The organism is Paenibacillus terrigena DSM 21567 (assembly GCF_000374845.1).
Classification (GTDB): Bacteria; Bacillota; Bacilli; order Paenibacillales; family Paenibacillaceae; genus Paenibacillus_K; species Paenibacillus_K terrigena.
Genome location: NZ_KB895413.1, coordinates 467,614 through 486,035, shown reverse-complemented (window position 1 = coordinate 486,035; position 18,422 = coordinate 467,614). Strand labels below are relative to the sequence as shown.

Here is an 18,422-nt window from a genome sequence, read left to right as displayed (position 1 = left end):
ACATATCCTTTCTTATTCCAGACCGAGCAAGCGTCTGCCGAGTTCCTTACACTGCTCTTTCTCTTCTGCCGATGGGCTGAATTCTACCTTTAACCCTTCTGCGACAACGGTACAGCCACGTTCCTGCAGCTTTGCGATCAAGATATCGACAGCTGCCCCAAAGTGCGGATAACTGGAGTCCGCCGAGCCGAATACGACGGCTTTTTTGCCGCTTAGATCCACATCATCCATTTCTTCGTAAAAATCTAAGAACTCATCCGGCAGCTCTCCATCACCCCATGTATACGCACCAAGCACGATTCCCTCGTATGCTTCAAGTTCTGATGCATTCGCATCGAACACTTCTTTGACCGTAATCACTGCATTGCCGGATACTAACCCTTCCCTTACCGCATCCGCCATTTCTTCTGTATTGCCCGTCATACTCGCAAACACCATTAACACATTATTCATCGATCCAAACTCCTCTTTATATGTGATTGATAATGATTATCATTTTCATTAGGATTATAACGCCATCTCTTTCTGATTTCAATACCAAATTCATATCGGGATCTGCGAAACTTAATTGGTGTACGAAACGTATAAAGAATAATTATCCTCGTGGAAAGGAGCACAATTACGTATGCGTATCTTTCGAGAGGCCATGCGATGGGTTTTCTCTATCGCGGTGTCCTTCATCCTAGCTCTATTCGTTTGCACGTATATTATCCAACCGACCAAAGTGAGCGGACACTCCATGGAGCCGACCCTTCACGACACCGAGCGGTTATTCATTCTCAAATGGACACATACCTTCTCGATGACCCCGAATTATGGAGATATTGTTGTTATTGATAGCAGGATCGACCGAAATCGTACTTTCTCAGACGAGTTTCTGGACAACCCTTTCTTCAATTTCCTAACCCATAATGATGAACACGAGATATTCTTCATCAAGCGTGTGATTGGCAAGCCAGGCGATACGTTGGAGATTCGAGATCATCATGTGTATCGTAATGGCCAATTGCTGAAGGAACCTTATATTAAGGAGATGATGTTAGACCTATCGGAACAAACCTTCGTTGTTCCTAAGGATCACATCTTTGTTATGGGTGACAATCGCAATCATAGTAAAGATAGCCGGGATATTGGCTTCATTCCACTCTCCCATGTCCTTGGCAAGAAACTATAGTCTCACGTGAAAAAGAGAGCTCTTCAAAGAGCTCTCTTTTTTGTGATACATTACGTAACTAATGCTATATTATTTTGAATTTTATATGAATTTACACTTGACATGATACAAAATGTATCATAAATTACTAATAGTAGGTTTTCGTTAATAACGATGAAGGAGTATGCCAATCATGACAATGGGTGAACGTCTCAGACAACTACGATTGCAACGGAAAATTTCGCAAGAAGAAGTCGCACGCACGATCGGAATCACTCGCTCTGCCTACAGCCATTACGAGATTAACAATCGCCAGCCTGTCTATGAGACGCTCATCAAACTATCAACTTTTTACGAGGTGTCTCTTGATTATATTGTCGGTGGAGATACATTCGGCCCAGCCTCCAAAGATACACATGAAATGATCCGCATGCTGGATACGATGGATCATGTAAAACGTAAGAACACCATTAACTTGTTGATGGACGTACTAAAAAAGAATAATAATGTTATGTAATAGGCTTATGAGACGTTGCTGGCAGCGTGATGTAGAAGTGACAGCCTTGTCCCAGTTCACTCTGGACCCAAATCGCACCATGATGGGACTCTATGATTTCTTTGGCGATTGATAATCCAATCCCGCTTCCCCCACCCTTCGAATTACGTGAATAATCATTTTTATAGAAACGCTCGAATATTTTGACCGTATCTTCCTTCGACACACCGATCCCGGTATCCATACATTGAATACAGAACTTCTGCTCCTCCTCCAAATAACTGAAATGCATGCGTATCTCGCCACCGATCGGTGTAAATTTCACCGCATTATAGACTAAATTGTTAAATACCTGGAACATCCGCTCCAGATCGATATGGATAACCAATTGACAATTTCGCTCGACATTCTCGAAATGCCTTACACTATAAAAATGCAACCCCCGATTTTCCACTTCAAATGCATAGGTTTGTTCTACTTGATCCATGAACTCTTCAATGGGCATTTCTTTGATATGAATCGGTACTTGTCCTGATTCTAATTTGGATAATTCGAACACATCGTAGATCAAATGATTCAGTCCCGTCATTTTGCGCAGCATGAGCTGCATATATTTCTTCCGCTCATCAGGGTCTACGATTATGTCATCATGAAGCGCTTCAAGATACCCTTGAATTAATGTCATCGGCGTACGCAAATCATGCGATATATTCGTAAGCAACCTTCGCCTTGCATCCTCCATACGCTCTAAATCCAGATTCGACTGCTCTAGGCTAGCATTCATCTGCCGCAATTCCACGGTTCGGCTCTCAATCCGTGTCTCCAAACTATTATTCAATTCTCGCAACTCGATTGTTACATCTTCTAACTCATCCATCATCTGAGAGACACGCTTCGAGACAATCATACTCTGCATGATAACGAATAGGAGCAGTCCGTAATGTGTAATATCACCGGTGTACCAGATTTCATTGTAATAGAGCACATCATTGATTGTAGAAGCTGCGAAGATGAATACTCCCCCGAGCGCAAGAACGGCATTAGGACGACGATGTCTGACCGCACGGATCATGATGATGACAGATACAATCGAAATAATTCCGAGTGATGCTTGGAAAACAATAATATATTTTGAAAAAACGATCGGTTCTGTGACCAGAACGAATAAACTCAGGGTTCCTGCCACAGCGAGTAAGATCTTATTCATTCGCGGGTAGGCTTCCTGCGGAAACATATCGCTAACATAGTACATCCCGCATACCGGTGCTAACGCAAGACAAATGTATTCCACTTGAAGAGATACTTGCCACGGAATCCAAGGGAACCATTGAACGAGGAAACAGTCTCCTAATGTGAGCATCCGAACGCCTATTATAATACAGACGAGACCAAAGTATAGCGCCGCTCGCTCTTGTCTACGCAAGAAATACAACCAGAAATGGTATCCACCCATCATGAGGATGATGCCGAGAATCAGCATGTCTCGTGATGTGACAATGTATTGATGATGTACGACTTGTTCACTTGCTCCATATTCAAATTCCTTCCATATACCACCTCTTCGGTGATGAAAGTTAGAAACTTGAATCACAAGCTCATCTTGATCACGGTCCCCGGACATAAATACAAGTTTGGGCATTTGCTCCGGAATCGCTTCGTTTACCGACGTTCCTACTGTGCCAGCCGAAGCCACTTCCTTCCCATTCAACCACATCCGATACGAAGTCAAAATATTCGGAATGCGAATTGCAAGGGTACGATCCATCGGATGATGCAGTATCGTCAACCGATAGGTAGCATAACCTTGTGGAGATACCTCCTTGCCCTGGAACTTCCAAGAACCTGGTACTTGGATGAAATTCTGCTGCTGTTGTGTCTTGAAATCCGTCGGTTCCAGCAGCTTGTTCCACACGAATTCCCACTTCCCCTTCATCATCACGGTACCCTGCTGATCGAAATTCCAGCCTCTTAAATCAAGAACCCCCGACTCTGCAACAGGGAATGGTGTTGTATGCTGCTTTGCACTGCAGCTGGTTAAGCCCGCTAGAAAGAAAACCAAGAGCAATGCAAATAGTCCTAGATAACGTCTGATCAATCCCGTTTTCCCCTCCTGCATTTTACTTATTGTAATAGAATAAACCTGAATTTCCACAATTTATTTAAATTTTCGACGTATACATTGCCTTCCCATCCCACAATTCGCTATAATGTTTTAGCGGAGGTGTAGTGATTGGGTCCCATGAACATTCTTATCGTCGATGACGAAATCGAAATAACAGAACTCATCTCTTTATATTTACGAAGAGAAGGATATCAGGTTTATGTAGCGCATCACAGTGATCAAGCCCTCAACATTGTGAATACATCCGAGCTGGATTTAATTATATTGGATATTCTACTGAAAGATAAGGACGGCATCGAAATTTGTCAAGAAATTCGTGAACACTCCATGGTACCAATCATCTTTCTGAGTTGTAAGAGCGAGGATCAAGATATTATTCACGGTTTAACCGTTGGCGGGGATGATTATATTACAAAGCCCTTCAGCCCAAGCCAACTCGTCGCTAGGGTCAAGGCACAATTAAGACGCAATCGTTTCCCATATATCAACCGTGAACGTCAGCCGCAGCAAGTGTTATCTTTTCCACAACTGGAGATTGACCTTGCAAGTCGATCCGTCAGACAGGAAGGCCGGGCGGTATCGCTCTCAACGAAGGAATTCGATTTATTGGTCTATTTAGCACAGACACCGAACACCGTCGTCAAAATCGATCACCTTTTCCAACATATCTGGGGCTCGGAGAGTTTTGGAGATACTCGAACACTCATGGTACATATCAGCAATTTGCGCAAAAAAATTGAACCAGATCCAGCTAACCCTACTTATGTAATCACCGTTCGCGGTGTAGGCTACAAATTCAATAGCGAAATATCTTAAACAGATGACAACAAAGACTACTTTAACTGAAGGATGGGGCAATAACATGCATTTAGCAAATCAATGGCAAGATTATGAACTACTCGATACGGGGGACGGTGAGAAGCTGGAACGCTGGGGAGATATCATCCTGCGTCGTCCGGATCCTCAGATCATCTGGCCTCTGGAACAAGAAACGAATGAATGGCGTCAAGTTCATGGTCACTATCATCGCAGCTCATCAGGCGGCGGTCAATGGGATTGGAAGAAGCAAATTCCAGAACGCTGGACCGTTCGCTACGGCGATCTTGCCTTTCATATCAAACCAACAAGCTTCAAGCACACCGGTCTATTTCCTGAGCAAGCGGTGAATTGGAGCTGGATGATGGACAAAATTAAGAATGCAGGACGACCAATCAAAGTCTTGAATCTATTCGCCTATACGGGCGGTGCGACTGTTGCATGCGCTTCGGCAGGTGCTGAAGTATGCCACGTCGATGCGGCTAAAGGCATGGTTCAATGGGCCAAAGAAAATATTCAACTCTCTGGACTTGGCGAGCGCCCTGTTCGCTTCATTACAGACGATGTCTTCAAATTCGTGCAGCGTGAAGAGCGCCGCGGCAATAAATACGACGCGATTATTATGGACCCTCCTTCCTATGGAAGAGGACCTAACGGAGAAATGTGGAAGTTAGAGAACAACCTCTATCCATTCCTGCAATCCTGCACACAGATTATGTCGGACAACCCTCTGTTTGTACTCGTGAACTCGTATACGACAGGCTTATCTCCAACCGTATTGCATAATCTGCTTAGCATGACAATGAAATCACGCTATGGCGGCACGCTTACATCCGGTGAGATTGGGTTACCAATTTCCCGTTCCGGACTCACTTTGCCTTGTGGTATATTGGGTCGTTGGGAGGCTTAATTTTGAAGCCTGTGCATATATTATTTGAAGATAACCATCTGCTCGTCGTGGAGAAGCCCGTTAATATTCCTTCGCAAGAGGATGCAACAGGCGATCCCGACCTGCTAACCCTCCTTAAAGAGGATATTAAGATACGATACAACAAGCCTGGGAACGTCTATCTCGGGCTCGTTCACCGCTTGGATCGTCCTGTCGGCGGTGCGATGGTCTTCGCGAAGACTTCCAAGTCAGCATCACGATTATCAGAGAACGTACGCAATCGTTCACTGCACAAGCAATACCTGGCAGTCGTTCATGGAGCCCCCCCTGCCATGCGTGGCAAGTTGGTTCATCATTTACTCAAAGATGTACGAACCAATATCGTATCCGTCGTTCCGAAGGGCACACGCGATGCCAAGGAAGCGATCTTGGACTATGAAGTACTGGGCTCACAGGATCAGATGAGTCTGGTACGTATTACGCTTCATACGGGTCGTCCTCATCAAATCCGTGTACAAATGAATACAATCGGTTGTCCATTAATTGGCGATCAAAAATACGGGGCACATCTCAATAAGCCGGGGCAGCAAATTGCACTATGGTCTTATGAACTTGGATTTCCACATCCGGTCACCAAAGAACCATTGCTATTTCATTCCTCGCCTCCAGACATGTTCCCATGGAATCGTTGGAGTGAATTGCATGTCTAATTTGAACAACCATAATAAGCGCGAGTCCAGACTTGCGCTTTTTTGTATCTTTCTAGGGATGATCTTGCTGCTAGTAAGCTGTCAGATGCCCTCTCAAGAGGCTCAACCTAAGGCAAATGCAAGTGCGCAGGTCGAGCCTCTTCCTGTGCCTCCAACACCGGCTGAGACGCAGGAGCCAGATGATACGGCCATTCAGCCTGACTCGTCCGAGGTAGATCAACCTGTTGAATCCTATACGACGGAAGCCAAACTTGTCGCTGTCGGTGATGTCATGATGCATATGCCGCAAATGCCTGCATATTATAACAAGTCGACAGGGAAATACAATTTCAATCCCTATTTCACACAAGTAAAGCCGATTCTGGAGCAGGGCGATTTCGTCTGGGCAAATCTAGAGACCCCAATCGCTGGTGCCGATTTACGTTACTCAGGTTTTCCGATGTTCAATGCACCGCCAGAGCTGGCCTCAGCGCTCAAATATGCGGGGTTCAACATCGTTACAACTGCGAATAATCATGCCATGGACCGTAAGGAAGTAGGTGTGATCCGCACATTAAAGCGACTGAAAGAACAAGGATTTGTGACAAAAGGCACCGCTGCATCCGAGGAGGAAGCCAAGAAATTAACTATCATGACGAAAAACGATATCAAAATGGGCATTCTTGCTTATACATACGGAACGAACGGGATTACACTCCCCAGAGATAAACCTTATCTCGTCTCTCATCTAAGCCCCCTTCGCATCAAGGAAGATATTCGAGCACTCCGAGAAGCAGGAGCTGACGTCGTCGTAATTGCGCTGCATTTCGGTATTGAATATCAACGGGAGCCGAATAGCACCCAGCAACAGCTTGCAAGGTCACTGATTCAAGCTGGTGCAGATATCATCTTGGGATCACATCCGCACGTCATTCAACCGTTAGAACAAGTCAAAGTTACCGAATCCGATGGATCGATTCGTAAGGGATATATCATTTACTCCATGGGCAACTTCATCTCGAACATGAAAGACGAATATACGGACTATGGTGTCATCTTTAGCGCCGATATTCAGAAGACCTTCCCTAGCGGCAAAATCGAGATCCGCAATGTTGATACCCAGCTTACCTGGACACAAAAAACCGGCAAAGGAAACGCACGTAAATACGTTGTCCTGCCGGTAGAAAAAACAATCCAAGAACATCAACTCAACTTATCCGTTTCAACATATCAAGCATTGAAAAAGAAACAGAAGGAACTAGACCAACACATTCATTCTCTTGCAGTTCCAGTGCAAGTCCAAGCTGAGACTTAAGCGTTATTCGATATTTTGCCTAATAGATAAATAAATAATTGCTGATTATGAGCCGAGATGCGATTCAAGACGTTACTTATGTATTCGTTGCGAAGTTGCGAGCCTCGGCTCTTCTCATGCAAGCCGCGGTCTGTAATCTGAATCCATACGATACGACGGTCATTTGAATCCCGCACACGCTCAATTAATTCGTTCTTCTCCATCCGGTCGAGCAATGTCGTGATCGCAGCTGGTGTTGTTTCTAAGTACGGTAATAGATCGGATGGTTTCATCTGCTCATGCTGCGCAACCACTTCCAGCACTTCAAGTTGAGATTCCGTCAATGTAGGCGCAAGATGATCCTCCATATGATTTTGATAGTCTTTGGATAATTTAGACCAAAGCTTTACAAAGTCCGACGTATGCATTTGATACCTCTCCCCCTAGAACATATTCTGCGGCAGCTCTAGCTCGTCTTATTCTCCAAATTATACCACAAGGTGTCACTGGAACATAACTGAACTTTTTAACATAAGATGTGATAAAAACCTATATCGAGGTCATTAACGCTGTAATAAAGTTTTTAAACGCATCAGTCGAAGGTTAAAGGAGGGCTCACAATATGGACCTGAAGAAGCGTACAATCGGCTTAAAAGCCATCGAAGCCGGACTCATTAAGGACCCTGAGTGGTTAGATCGATTGGATGAACCAGCCCCGTTGTGGCTCATCCTAAACATTGCACTGCAGCTGAAAGAAGATTTGGACCCTCCGCACAAACCATTTGATTAATATATCGGTAAAACATAAACAAACGATGAACATCAAAGACCCCTAAGTCGGGTTTGGAGCTAGAACGTTATGCTCTAACCCAAACCTACTTAGGGGTTCTTCATGACATGGAATGCTGTCTATACACGCCAGATATCAATGATGGTCTCTTTCTTATCCAGAGGCACCAACGATTTACCAACTGACTTGCGTTCATCAATCGGTGGCTGCTCGGTTGAGAAGGTATGCAACTTATGCTCACTTGTTGCAACCGTCAATACATATGATTCTCTGCAATAGAATGCCCTTACGATCTCACTTCCGTTCGGACGCACACGTTTGCCCTCTTTGAATTCAAACGTAATAATCCCTTTGCCACCGCGGCCTTGCACAGGATAATCAGCGAGTAACGACCGCTTGCCGTACCCTAGGTCTGAGACAACAATCACTTCACCCTCGTCACTATCGACCCATAACGCAGACACCACTTCATCTGTGTCTTTCAACTGAATGCCTCGAACACCGCCGGATACACGACCCATGCCGTTCACTTCAGATTCTTTGAAGCGAATACTCATGCCTTCCTTCGTAACAAGTAGCAGTTCCTTCGCACCATCGCTAAGGGTTACCGAGATCACTTCATCTTGATCGCTCACCTTGCATGCCGCAATCGCACTCGAACGATTCGTCATATATTCTTTCAGCTCGGTCCGCTTCACCTGTCCCCGTTTGGTGACGAATACAAGCGATTGACCTGCTTCTTCGAAGTTCTTGACCGGGATCATATTCACGATCCGATCTTCCTTGGCAATAGGAATGACATTGACGATAGCCGTTCCGTTATCTTTCCACTTGAACTCTGGAATTAGATGGATAGGCAGGGAGAAGTATTGCCCCTTCGCCGTAAATAACAGCATGGAGTCAATCGTATTCACTTCCATCAGATACTTCACGTAATCGCCTTCTTTGACCCCTGAGCTCTCAAGCTCGCCTCCTGAACGGGTGAAGGAGAGCATGCTCGTCCGCTTCAAGTACCCTTCATTCGACAAGGTCACAAGGACATCTTCCGGTGTCACCATCACTTCAAGGTTCACTTTAATTTCTTCCACTTCACCTTGAATGATAGAACGGCGATCAATGCCGTATTTCTCGCGAATTTCTAACAATTCATTCTTGATCACACCGATCAACTTCTTGCTGCTATCCAATATCGAACGCAAGTAAGCGATCTTCTTCATCAATTCTTTATGTTCTTTTTCAAGCGATGTAATCTCTAGATTCGTCAGACGATAGAGCTGCAATGTCAGGATTGCATCTGCTTGGCGTTCTGTGAATTGGAATTTAGCTACCAAGTTGTTCTGCGCATCTTGACGATTCTTCGATGCCTTGATCGTCGCGATGACTTCATCCAGAATATCGAGCGCCTTCACCAAGCCTTCGAGCACGTGAGCCCGGTCTTCTGCTTTCTCAAGCTCGTACTGTGTCCGAAGCGTCACAACTTCTTTCTGATGATCGATGTACGCGCTCAGAATAGACCGAATGCCAAGCTGCATTGGCGTCTTGTTCACAATCGCAACCATGTTGAAGTTGTATGTAACCTGTAGGTCCGTCTTCTTCAGCAGGTAGGCTAGAATGCCTTGCGCATCCGCATCTTTCTTCAGCTCAATTACAATTCGCATCCCATCGCGTCCACTCTCATCTCGAACTTCGGTGATCCCTTCAACCTTTTTCTCGAGTCGAATGTTCTCAATCGCCGTGACAAGGCGTACCTTCACAACCTGATAAGGAATTTCCGTAATCACGATTTGTTGGCGGCCGCCACGTAAATCTTCAATCTCTGTCTTCGAGCGAACGTATATCCGGCCTTTCCCTGTACGGTAAGCGTCACGGATTCCTTCCTCACCCATAATAATCCCGCCGGTTGGGAAGTCTGGACCTTTTACGATCTGCATCAGATCCTCAACCGTCATATCTTCTTTCTCCATCAGCGCGATACATGCATCAATGACTTCTCGTAGATTATGCGATGGGATCTCTGTCGCGAAACCCGCTGAAATCCCGCTCACCCCATTGACGAGCAAATTCGGATAGCGGGCTGGTAAGACGACAGGTTCCTTGGTCGTGTTATCAAAATTATCTTTGAATTGAACCGTACGTTTCTCAATGTCACGAAGCAGCTCGATCGCAATCGGCGAAAGTCTTGCTTCGGTATAACGCATCGCTGCTGGTGGATCATCATCGATCGATCCCCAGTTCCCGTGTCCATCCACGAGCATATGCGCCATCTTCCATGGCTGTGCCATACGCACCATACCATCATAGATCGAAGAGTCCCCGTGTGGGTGATAGTTACCCATAACGTCCCCGACTGTCTTCGCAGATTTACGGTATGGCTTGTCCGGCGTATTGCCTGAATCATACATTGCATACAGAATCCGGCGTTGTACAGGCTTGAGCCCGTCACGCACATCAGGAATCGCACGGTCTTGAATAATATATTTGGAATATCGGCCAAATCGATCACCGACAACTTCTTCTAATAATGCAGGTAAAAACTGTTCCGATAAACTCATCAGTTCTCCCCCTTCTACTCTTCAAACTCTGTAAAATCAACGTTCTCAACGATCCAACGTTTACGTGGATCGACCTTATCGCCCATGAGCGTCGATACGCGGCGCTCTGCCTTCGCAGCATCCTCGATCTGCACTTGTAGCAAGGTACGCGACTCTGGATTCATCGTCGTCTCCCATAGCTGATCAGGGTTCATCTCCCCAAGTCCTTTATATCGCTGCAGTTCGTAATTCTTGCCGAATTCTTTCAAATAATTCGTTAGCTGCTCATCCGTCCACGCATAACGCACCGTCTCCAGCTTTCCAGTCTTCCGCGTGATTTTGTATAGCGGCGGTTGAGCAATATATACACGTCCAGAAGTAATCAACGGCTTCATATACCGATAGAAGAATGTCAATAACAATACCTGAATATGCGCACCATCTGTGTCCGCATCCGTCATAATAATGACTTTGGAGTAGTTGCTCTCTTCGCTCTCGAACTCTGCTCCAACGCCAGCGCCAATCGCGCTAATAATGGCACGATACTCGTCGTTCTTCAGAATATCAGCTAGCTTTGCTTTCTCTGGATTCATCGGTTTCCCTTTAAGCGGAAGGATTGCTTGCAGCTTCGAATCGCGGCCCTGCTTCGCTGAACCACCCGCAGAATCCCCTTCGACGATAAAGAGTTCTGTTCGTGTATAGTCTTTGGATTGCGCTGGTGTCAGCTTACCATTCAGATTCGAGCTTTCACTGCGCTTTTTGCCATTACGAACATCCTCGCGAGCTTTACGTGCGGCTTCACGGGCTTTCGAAGCTTGAACAGCTTTCTTAATGAGTGTCTGAGCGACCTGAGGATTCTCCTCTAAGAACAATGCCATCTTATCTGATACGACAGCATCTACCGCACTACGTGCTGATACGCTTCCGAGTTGGTCCTTCGTCTGTCCGACAAATTCAACTTCAGACATTTTAATATTAATGACCGCCATCATACCTTCACGAAGATCATTCCCATCGAGATTTTTCTCTTTTTCCTTCAGGAAATTATTCTTACGCGCGTACTCATTCATCGCACGTGTATATGCGGTCTTAAACCCAGTCTCATGCGTTCCCCCACCCCGCGTCGGAATGGAGTTAACGAATGAAGCAATCGTCTCGGTATAACCGTCATTGTATTGAAGTGCGACTTCGACCTCGATTTCCTCTTTCTCCGCAGCAAAGTGAATGACATCATGCAATACCGATTTATCTTCATTCAAGTATTGAACAAATTGACTCGCACCGCCTTCATAATAGAACACGTCTTGCTTATCATTTCGCTCGTCCTTGATCGTTACTTTCAATCCCGAGTTCAAGAAAGCAATTTCTTGCAATCTCTCCGCTAATGTATCGTAATTGAACTGTATTCCACCCTGGAATACACGAATATCCGGCTTGAACGTTACTTTCGTCCCTGTACGGTTCGTGTTCCCGATCACTTCAAGTCCTAAACGTGGTTCGCCGACATGTTCTTTCCCATCTGCATCAACCCAATATTCGAACCGTTGACGATGAATCTTCGCGTCCCGATAAATTTCGACTTCGAGCCATTCAGACAATGCATTCGTAACCGAAGCACCAACCCCATGCAACCCGCCAGATTTCTTATAACCAGAGCCGCCAAACTTACCGCCCGCATGCAGTATCGTGAAGACAACCTGCGGGGTTGGAATCCCTGTCTTATGCATCCCCGTAGGAATACCGCGACCATTATCAAAGACAGTAATGGAATTGTCTCTATGTAATGTAACGTCAATTTTCGAACAATATTTTGCTAAGTGCTCGTCGACCGCATTGTCGACGATTTCCCACACCAAATGATGTAATCCCGATGTGCTGGTACTGCCGATATACATACCCGGTCTTTTCCGTACGGCAACCAGCCCTTCGAGCACTTGAATGTCGTCAGCATCGTAGCCAGTTACGGAATTTCCGCCCTGTGCAGATTCACTGTTGAAAAAATCGATCTGTTCGACCATTCATGCTCCCCCTTTAAACGTCATAATTGTTCATTCTAATTCAATATATCCTGTTTCGTAAAGACACGGAAGCTAATGAAGAGCGCTGCCAATGCCCATATGCTAAGAACCATCAAGGAAAATGGCAATGTCATTCCTTCAATCGGTGGCGGCGAACCAGCCAAATAAGTCGTTAATTGTAAGTTCACCATAAATAAATATTTGGCACTCGGCCAGGATGAAGCCATATTCGTCAGAATGCTGCCTGCGATAATCGCTGCCATCATGGTTACAATACTCGCTGCGGTACTACGCACCAACACCGAAATCATGAATGCCAGAATCGCCACGACCATACTGGAGAACCAGATGAGTCCAGTTTGCATAATCAAATACAGCCATTGCGGCACGGGATGAACGCCTGAAATATCCACTTCGACACCGGTGATCTGAAATCCTGTAAATACAGGCTGATTCCAGCCATTATATCCAAATACACTGCCTGAGATCAAATAACTTAGTACGAATGTTGTCAATATAATCAATCCGACGAAGATCGTCAACGTCAATAATTTACTAAGCAAAATTCTCCACCTGCGGACTGGCCTCGTTAGAAGCATTTTAATCGTCCCCGTCGTCCGTTCCGAGGATACAATATCTGATGCTATCGCCATCACGAGTAAGGGAATAAATAACGATGAAGAGTTCTCCATAAAAGACTTCACAAATGTAACGCCATTCGGTGAGCTCGGATCAACATCATGATCTAAATAATATTGCCATTGCTGCACCATAATCCGGCGGAACTTTTTCCATTCCTCTGGCACACGATCACTTGCTAAGGAATTCTGATTGTCTGTAATCTGCTGCTGCAACGTATGACGCCAATCTTTGAATTTCTCTCGATTATTCTGCGCAACCTTCATCTGTGCATAGGTAAACACCGGAATAAGCACGAGCAAGATTAGAATAACAACAAGAAACCTTCTTTTCTTCATCATCTTGATGGTCTCGTTCTGGACTAGAGGCAAGATTCTATTCAATGGATTCACCTTCTGTCATTCGCAAGAATAATTGCTCAAGCGTGGGATTCATCTTCTGTACGGAGTGCACCTGAATTCCTGATCCAACAAGGACCTTCACCACATCGGAGATGCGATCTGGATCCATCTGGGTTACCCATACATCGCTATCCATCCCAGCGAGCATCGCTTCATCCAGCTGAATATCTGCCACATGGACGAGCTCTATACCTTGTTGCGCTTGGAGTACCACTCGACCTTCCTGTGCCGGCTCAAGATGCCACACCACATAATTGCTTCCTTCTTCGATGAGCTCGTTCACCTCGCCTACGGCAAGGACTCGACCTTGATTAATGATCGCAACGCGATCACACATCAACTGAATCTCCGACAAGAGATGACTTGAGACGAACACGGCCATCCCTTGATCTGCGAGCTCACGTATAAATGCACGAAGTTCCTTAATACCCTTCGGATCCAGTCCGTTCGTCGGCTCATCCAAGATAAGAAGCTTAGGTCTACCGAGCAATGCCTGTGCAATACCAAGACGCTGACGCATCCCGAGCGAGTATGTCTTCACTTTATCATGAATACGGCCTTCCAGTCGTACGATATCGACCACTTCTTGAATCCGAACATGATCAATCCCGGGCTGCATCCGCGCGAAATGCTCTAAATTCTCCCAACCTGTCAAATAGGTATACACTTCAGGATTTTCTACGATACAACCAACATATTGGAGGGCTTGTTCCGGGTCACGATTTACATTGTAACCACATAGTTCGATTTGGCCTTCCGTCGGTTTGATCAAATCGACTAACATTCGAATGGTCGTTGTCTTGCCCGATCCGTTCGGGCCTAGAAATCCAAAGATTTCTCCTGCTCGCACATCAAAGGAAACACCGTGAATAATCCATTTCTTCCCGATCCGTTTCTTCACCTGATCAACTTGTAATACAACTGGATTCTCGTCCTTAAGCACAGATTTTCCCCCTCCTCACGGCGCAATGCCTTGTACGATTCGTGTAGCAATTTGTTCGTATCCGAGCGCATTGGGATGGAAGTGATCTGATGAAATCACCTGGGAGAGCGTGCTCTGGAACAGATCCGCTGTCGGTACTAATGTCATATTCGGATGTTTATTAATCGTCGCATACGCGAGATTGTTCCATCGTTGTACAACCGTGTTCCCAATTTGGCGCATATCTTTCATATCGGCTAATGGATTGTATAATCCAACATAGACAATTCGGGCATTCGGATTTAGTTCTGATATTTGTAGCAGAATCGTTTTCAAATCTTTCGCACTGTCATCGACCTTCTCCAGCATCTTGTCAAGCTCAAAGGACTCAGAGGAAAAGTCTCCCTCAACTGCACCACTGAACAGATCATTCCCGCCAATCGTAAGCAAAATAAGATCCGATTCCATGATGGCATTCTTAAAGCCCTTCTCTTGCAATTTATGTACAAGTTCATCCGCACGCAGTCCATTGATACCTAGATTATTAAGCAATTTTACAGGCTTATTCCATTTATCCCCGAGCATTTTGATAACATTGCGAACGTAGCCATTCCCTGTTGAATCACCCGTGCCGCGTGTCAAGGAATCCCCGATCGAGGTGACTTGAATCGTGGATTTCTGTGATAAATCAGATGTTGTTGGCGTTTGCGGCTTCGGGGCCACCTCATCTGTCATCGTGACGCCCCTAGGGTTCAGGATATCATTCACACCATAACCAAATCCAACCATTAATAGCAAAGTTGATACAACACCGGTAATGGCCGTCAACCGCCAAATCCGATTCGATTTCATCTTATCCCTCCTAGCACATCAATGAACACTAAACTATTCCATCTCTTAAGAGGTTGTTCAAAAAGTCCTCTTTTGATCACGAAGTATTTCATGGAGCGTATTCGACATCGAATCTTGCGTTCCTCCTTCTTCGGATTCTCGCAACCTTCTCGGTGCTGAAAAGCCGACTTTTTGAACACGCACTTGAATTTAAAAATAATCGTTATTTCAGCATTTTGCAAATTCTGCTGAAGAATAAAGGTCTGGGTTTTTAGTATAGAACATACATTCCCGTTTTGCAAAAGAAAAAGAGCCATCCAAGCACTGTTTCTTCTTGAGATCGCTCCTCTAATCGCAAATAACTAATTATTCATACTTTACTTCTATTTTGCTCGCTGATGCCTTCGCTTGTATCCGTGCTGTCTCAACATCCTCTGCCGAGCTAAGCGCGACAGCCATCCGGCGACCAACCTTCGTCTGCGGCTTGCCAAAAAGCCGGACTTGCGTATTCACACCCGCTAGCGCCTCTTCAACACCATGCAAAGAAAACGTATCCGATTCACGATCTGCTTTTACAGTGGCTGACGCGCCTGGCGTTAGAAGGCGAATCGAAGGAATTGGAAACCCAAGAATAGCACGCACATGCAGTGCGAACTCTGAGAGATCTTGGGTCACAAGCGTAACAAGACCCGTATCATGAGGTCTCGGCGATACTTCACTAAATACGATGCCATTCTTCGTGACGAACAATTCAACACCATATAATCCATACCCGCCAAGCGCATCCGTGATCGTCTTCGCAACCTGCTGTGCTTCTGCGATCATTTCCGGTGTCATCGCATGCGGCTGCCATGACTCGACATAGTCGCCATCCTTCTGAATATGCCCAATCGGCTGACAATAGGTTGTTCCCGATACAGAACGAACCGTCAGTAACGTAATTTCCGATTCAAATGCTATAAATTCTTCGATGATAACGCGGGTTTTCTTCGCGCGTCCGCCTTCCATGGCAAGATTCCAGCAAGCTTCCACATCTTCTGGCGTTCTGCAGACGCTCTGCCCTTTGCCGGAGGAGCTCATGAGCGGTTTGATCACACATGGCGTTCCAATCTTAGCCACAGCTTCTTGTAGCTCAGCAAGGCTATCTGCGAATTCATATTTCGCAGTAGGCAACTGCAGCGTTTCCGCTGCCAATCGACGAATCCCTTCCCGATCCATCGTCAGACGCGTTGCATTCGCTGTAGGAATGACACGATATCCTTCTTGCTCTAGCTCCACTAATGTTGCCGTGGCGATCGCTTCAATCTCCGGGACGATAAAATCTGGCTTCTCGGCTTCGATAATGCGGCGAATTTCTTCGCCATCCAGCATATTCACAACATAACTGCGGTGCGCGACATGCATGGCGGGTGCATGCGCATAACGATCCACAGCAATCGTCTCCACCCCGAGACGTTGAGCTTCAATAATCACTTCCTTGCCGAGCTCACCTGAGCCGAGCAATAACATTCTTGTAGCGGATTTCGAATAAGGCGATGATAGCATTGTTCCTGAACCTCCACACCGTAATATTCTCCATTGTGCTTCGAATGCCCCAAAATTGCAAGTTCATGATATGATAGAATTATAGATTTTCGTTGACAAGAAAGTGGGCGATCAGCATAAAACCATCCATCGTCATTGCTGGCGGCGGCATTGCAGGGTTAAGCACCGCGATTGCGCTCCAGCAGCAAGGAATACAAGCCACTATCTACGATGCCCAGGATCCGAATTTCGTTCCAGGCGCAGGGCTCGGTATCGGCTCAAACGCCATTCAAGCCCTTGATAAACTTAATCTTAAAAGCGCATTCATGCAGCAGGGACGTGCTCTTTCTTCAATACAATTCATTTCCGCCAAAGGCCGCAAACTGAACACAACGAATTTCGCATTGCTGCCTTCGAATGAAGCGCAATACATCTCCATCTTACGATCGGAGCTGCTTGAATTGCTGCGAAGTAAAATCGACGATCCGAAGAATACGATCATATATGAGAAAAAATGTATTGGAATTGAACAAAACCATCATAAAGCCATACTACGCTTTCAGGATGGTACAACAGCCGAAGCAGACGCTGTCATTGGCGCTGACGGCATCCATTCTGCGATTCGAAGTCAATTATTCCCGACTTCCCGTATACGTTCGGCAGGGTACAGCTGTTGGACAGGCGTCATATCACAATTACCAGACGGGATTGATGATACGTATGCTACAGAGATATGGGGACCAGCCGGTCGTATAGGGACTGTGCCGCTCTCGGGTGGCAGAGCTTATTGGTTCATTTGTATCAACGATCCTATAGGCAAAAAGGCAATCGAGACATTAGATGAGTTAATTGAACATTTTAAAGGGTATCATTCAAGTGTGATCGACGTCCTGCGGGCCAGCGACCCGAATCAAGTCTCTTATCAGCCGATCATGGACTTACAGCCGATGCCTCAATTTACGAAAGGGCGAATTGCTCTGATCGGGGATGCAGCGCATGCTGCAACACCAAATTTAGGCCAAGGGGCGTGCCAAGCCATCGAAGATGCTGTCATACTAGCCAAAGAAATAGGGCGTCAGTCAACCGTAGAGCAAGCGCTGAGACGGTTCGAACTATTACGTATGAAGCGTGTGAACAAGATCACCCGCATATCACGAATGCTTGGTGTTGTAGCACAAATTGAAAACGAATTCATTACGTCCGTGCGCAATTTCGTTATGCCCATGGTTCCCGCTTCCTTCAACAACAAACAGCTCGAGTTCATCTACCGGGTAGACTTTAATGATTGATTCGTGCTAGTTAACAAC

Annotated in this window: 17 protein-coding genes; 8 read left to right on the top strand and 9 right to left on the bottom strand. The window is 45.8% G+C overall.

Annotation, left to right across the window (positions count from 1 at the left end; genetic code table 11):
* Positions 1 to 12: 12 nt before the first annotated feature.
* Positions 13 to 453: a flavodoxin gene (locus tag C558_RS0106400; protein ID WP_018755421.1), complete on the bottom strand. Its 441-nt coding sequence runs from the start codon at positions 451 to 453 to the stop codon at positions 13 to 15.
* A 172-nt stretch (positions 454 to 625) separates the two neighbouring features.
* Between C558_RS0106400 and lepB the strand changes: the two genes are divergently transcribed.
* The gene (gene lepB, locus C558_RS0106395; protein WP_018755420.1) at positions 626 to 1,174 is read left to right on the top strand and encodes a signal peptidase I; all 549 of its coding nucleotides are present in this window, start codon (positions 626 to 628) and stop codon (positions 1,172 to 1,174) included.
* A 172-nt stretch (positions 1,175 to 1,346) separates the two neighbouring features.
* Positions 1,347 to 1,670 carry a helix-turn-helix domain-containing protein gene (locus C558_RS0106390; protein ID WP_018755419.1) on the top strand — a complete coding sequence of 108 codons (324 nt, stop codon included), beginning with the start codon at positions 1,347 to 1,349 and terminating at the stop codon, positions 1,668 to 1,670.
* On the opposite strand, the gene C558_RS0106385 is transcribed toward C558_RS0106390, so the two are convergent.
* Positions 1,663 to 3,744: a sensor histidine kinase gene (locus tag C558_RS0106385; protein WP_018755418.1), complete on the bottom strand. Its 2,082-nt coding sequence runs from the start codon at positions 3,742 to 3,744 to the stop codon at positions 1,663 to 1,665. The two genes, C558_RS0106390 and C558_RS0106385, sit on opposite strands and share 8 nt — an antisense overlap.
* 135 nt (positions 3,745 to 3,879) lie before the next feature.
* Between C558_RS0106385 and C558_RS0106380 the strand changes: the two genes are divergently transcribed.
* Genes C558_RS0106380 through C558_RS0106365 form a run of 4 tightly spaced genes read left to right on the top strand, consistent with a single transcriptional unit; the run spans position 3,880 to position 7,480 of the window.
* Positions 3,880 to 4,587 (top strand): response regulator, encoded by a 708-nt coding sequence (locus C558_RS0106380; protein WP_018755417.1) that lies wholly within the window; start codon positions 3,880 to 3,882, stop codon positions 4,585 to 4,587.
* 46 nt (positions 4,588 to 4,633) lie between these two features.
* The gene (locus C558_RS0106375) at positions 4,634 to 5,497 is read left to right on the top strand and encodes a class I SAM-dependent methyltransferase (protein ID WP_018755416.1); all 864 of its coding nucleotides are present in this window, start codon (positions 4,634 to 4,636) and stop codon (positions 5,495 to 5,497) included.
* Positions 5,498 to 5,499: 2 nt separating this feature from the next.
* Positions 5,500 to 6,186 (top strand): RluA family pseudouridine synthase, encoded by a 687-nt coding sequence (locus C558_RS0106370; RefSeq protein WP_018755415.1) that lies wholly within the window; start codon positions 5,500 to 5,502, stop codon positions 6,184 to 6,186.
* Positions 6,179 to 7,480 carry a CapA family protein gene (locus C558_RS0106365; protein WP_018755414.1) on the top strand — a complete coding sequence of 434 codons (1,302 nt, stop codon included), beginning with the start codon at positions 6,179 to 6,181 and terminating at the stop codon, positions 7,478 to 7,480. Before C558_RS0106370 ends, C558_RS0106365 begins: the two co-directional genes overlap by 8 nt.
* Here the strand turns inward: C558_RS0106365 and C558_RS0106360 are convergent.
* Positions 7,477 to 7,887: a MarR family winged helix-turn-helix transcriptional regulator gene (locus C558_RS0106360; protein ID WP_018755413.1), complete on the bottom strand. Its 411-nt coding sequence runs from the start codon at positions 7,885 to 7,887 to the stop codon at positions 7,477 to 7,479. The genes C558_RS0106365 and C558_RS0106360 overlap by 4 nt on opposite strands.
* A 194-nt stretch (positions 7,888 to 8,081) precedes the next feature.
* Between C558_RS0106360 and C558_RS34205 the strand changes: the two genes are divergently transcribed.
* Entirely contained in the window at positions 8,082 to 8,249 is a 168-nt protein-coding gene (locus C558_RS34205; RefSeq protein WP_018755412.1) for a hypothetical protein, read from the top strand.
* Between the two features lie 119 nt (positions 8,250 to 8,368).
* On the opposite strand, the gene gyrA is transcribed toward C558_RS34205, so the two are convergent.
* From gyrA to purT, 6 genes are all read right to left on the bottom strand, one after another.
* The gene (gyrA, locus tag C558_RS0106350) at positions 8,369 to 10,801 is read right to left on the bottom strand and encodes a DNA gyrase subunit A (protein ID WP_018755411.1); all 2,433 of its coding nucleotides are present in this window, start codon (positions 10,799 to 10,801) and stop codon (positions 8,369 to 8,371) included.
* Between the two features lie 14 nt (positions 10,802 to 10,815).
* Positions 10,816 to 12,798 carry a DNA topoisomerase IV subunit B gene (gene parE, locus C558_RS0106345; protein WP_018755410.1) on the bottom strand — a complete coding sequence of 661 codons (1,983 nt, stop codon included), beginning with the start codon at positions 12,796 to 12,798 and terminating at the stop codon, positions 10,816 to 10,818.
* Between the two features lie 35 nt (positions 12,799 to 12,833).
* Positions 12,834 to 13,820, bottom strand: coding sequence for an ABC transporter permease (locus tag C558_RS0106340; RefSeq protein ID WP_018755409.1), 987 nt, complete (start codon positions 13,818 to 13,820; stop codon positions 12,834 to 12,836).
* Positions 13,813 to 14,781, bottom strand: a complete 969-nt coding sequence (locus C558_RS0106335; RefSeq protein WP_018755408.1) for an ABC transporter ATP-binding protein — start codon at positions 14,779 to 14,781, stop codon at positions 13,813 to 13,815. The genes C558_RS0106340 and C558_RS0106335 overlap by 8 nt, the downstream gene beginning before the upstream one ends.
* 15 nt (positions 14,782 to 14,796) lie before the next feature.
* Complete coding sequence (locus C558_RS0106330) at positions 14,797 to 15,612, bottom strand: GDSL-type esterase/lipase family protein (protein ID WP_018755407.1); 816 nt, start codon at positions 15,610 to 15,612, stop codon at positions 14,797 to 14,799.
* 345 nt (positions 15,613 to 15,957) lie between these two features.
* Positions 15,958 to 17,136, bottom strand: a complete 1,179-nt coding sequence (gene purT, locus C558_RS0106320) for a formate-dependent phosphoribosylglycinamide formyltransferase (protein WP_018755405.1) — start codon at positions 17,134 to 17,136, stop codon at positions 15,958 to 15,960.
* A gap of 92 nt (positions 17,137 to 17,228) precedes the next feature.
* Here purT and C558_RS0106315 point away from each other — a divergent pair, with 92 nt between their 5' ends.
* A complete protein-coding gene (locus C558_RS0106315; protein ID WP_018755404.1) occupies positions 17,229 to 18,404 on the top strand; it encodes an FAD-dependent monooxygenase in 1,176 nt (391 codons plus the stop codon).
* Positions 18,405 to 18,422 lie beyond the last annotated feature (18 nt).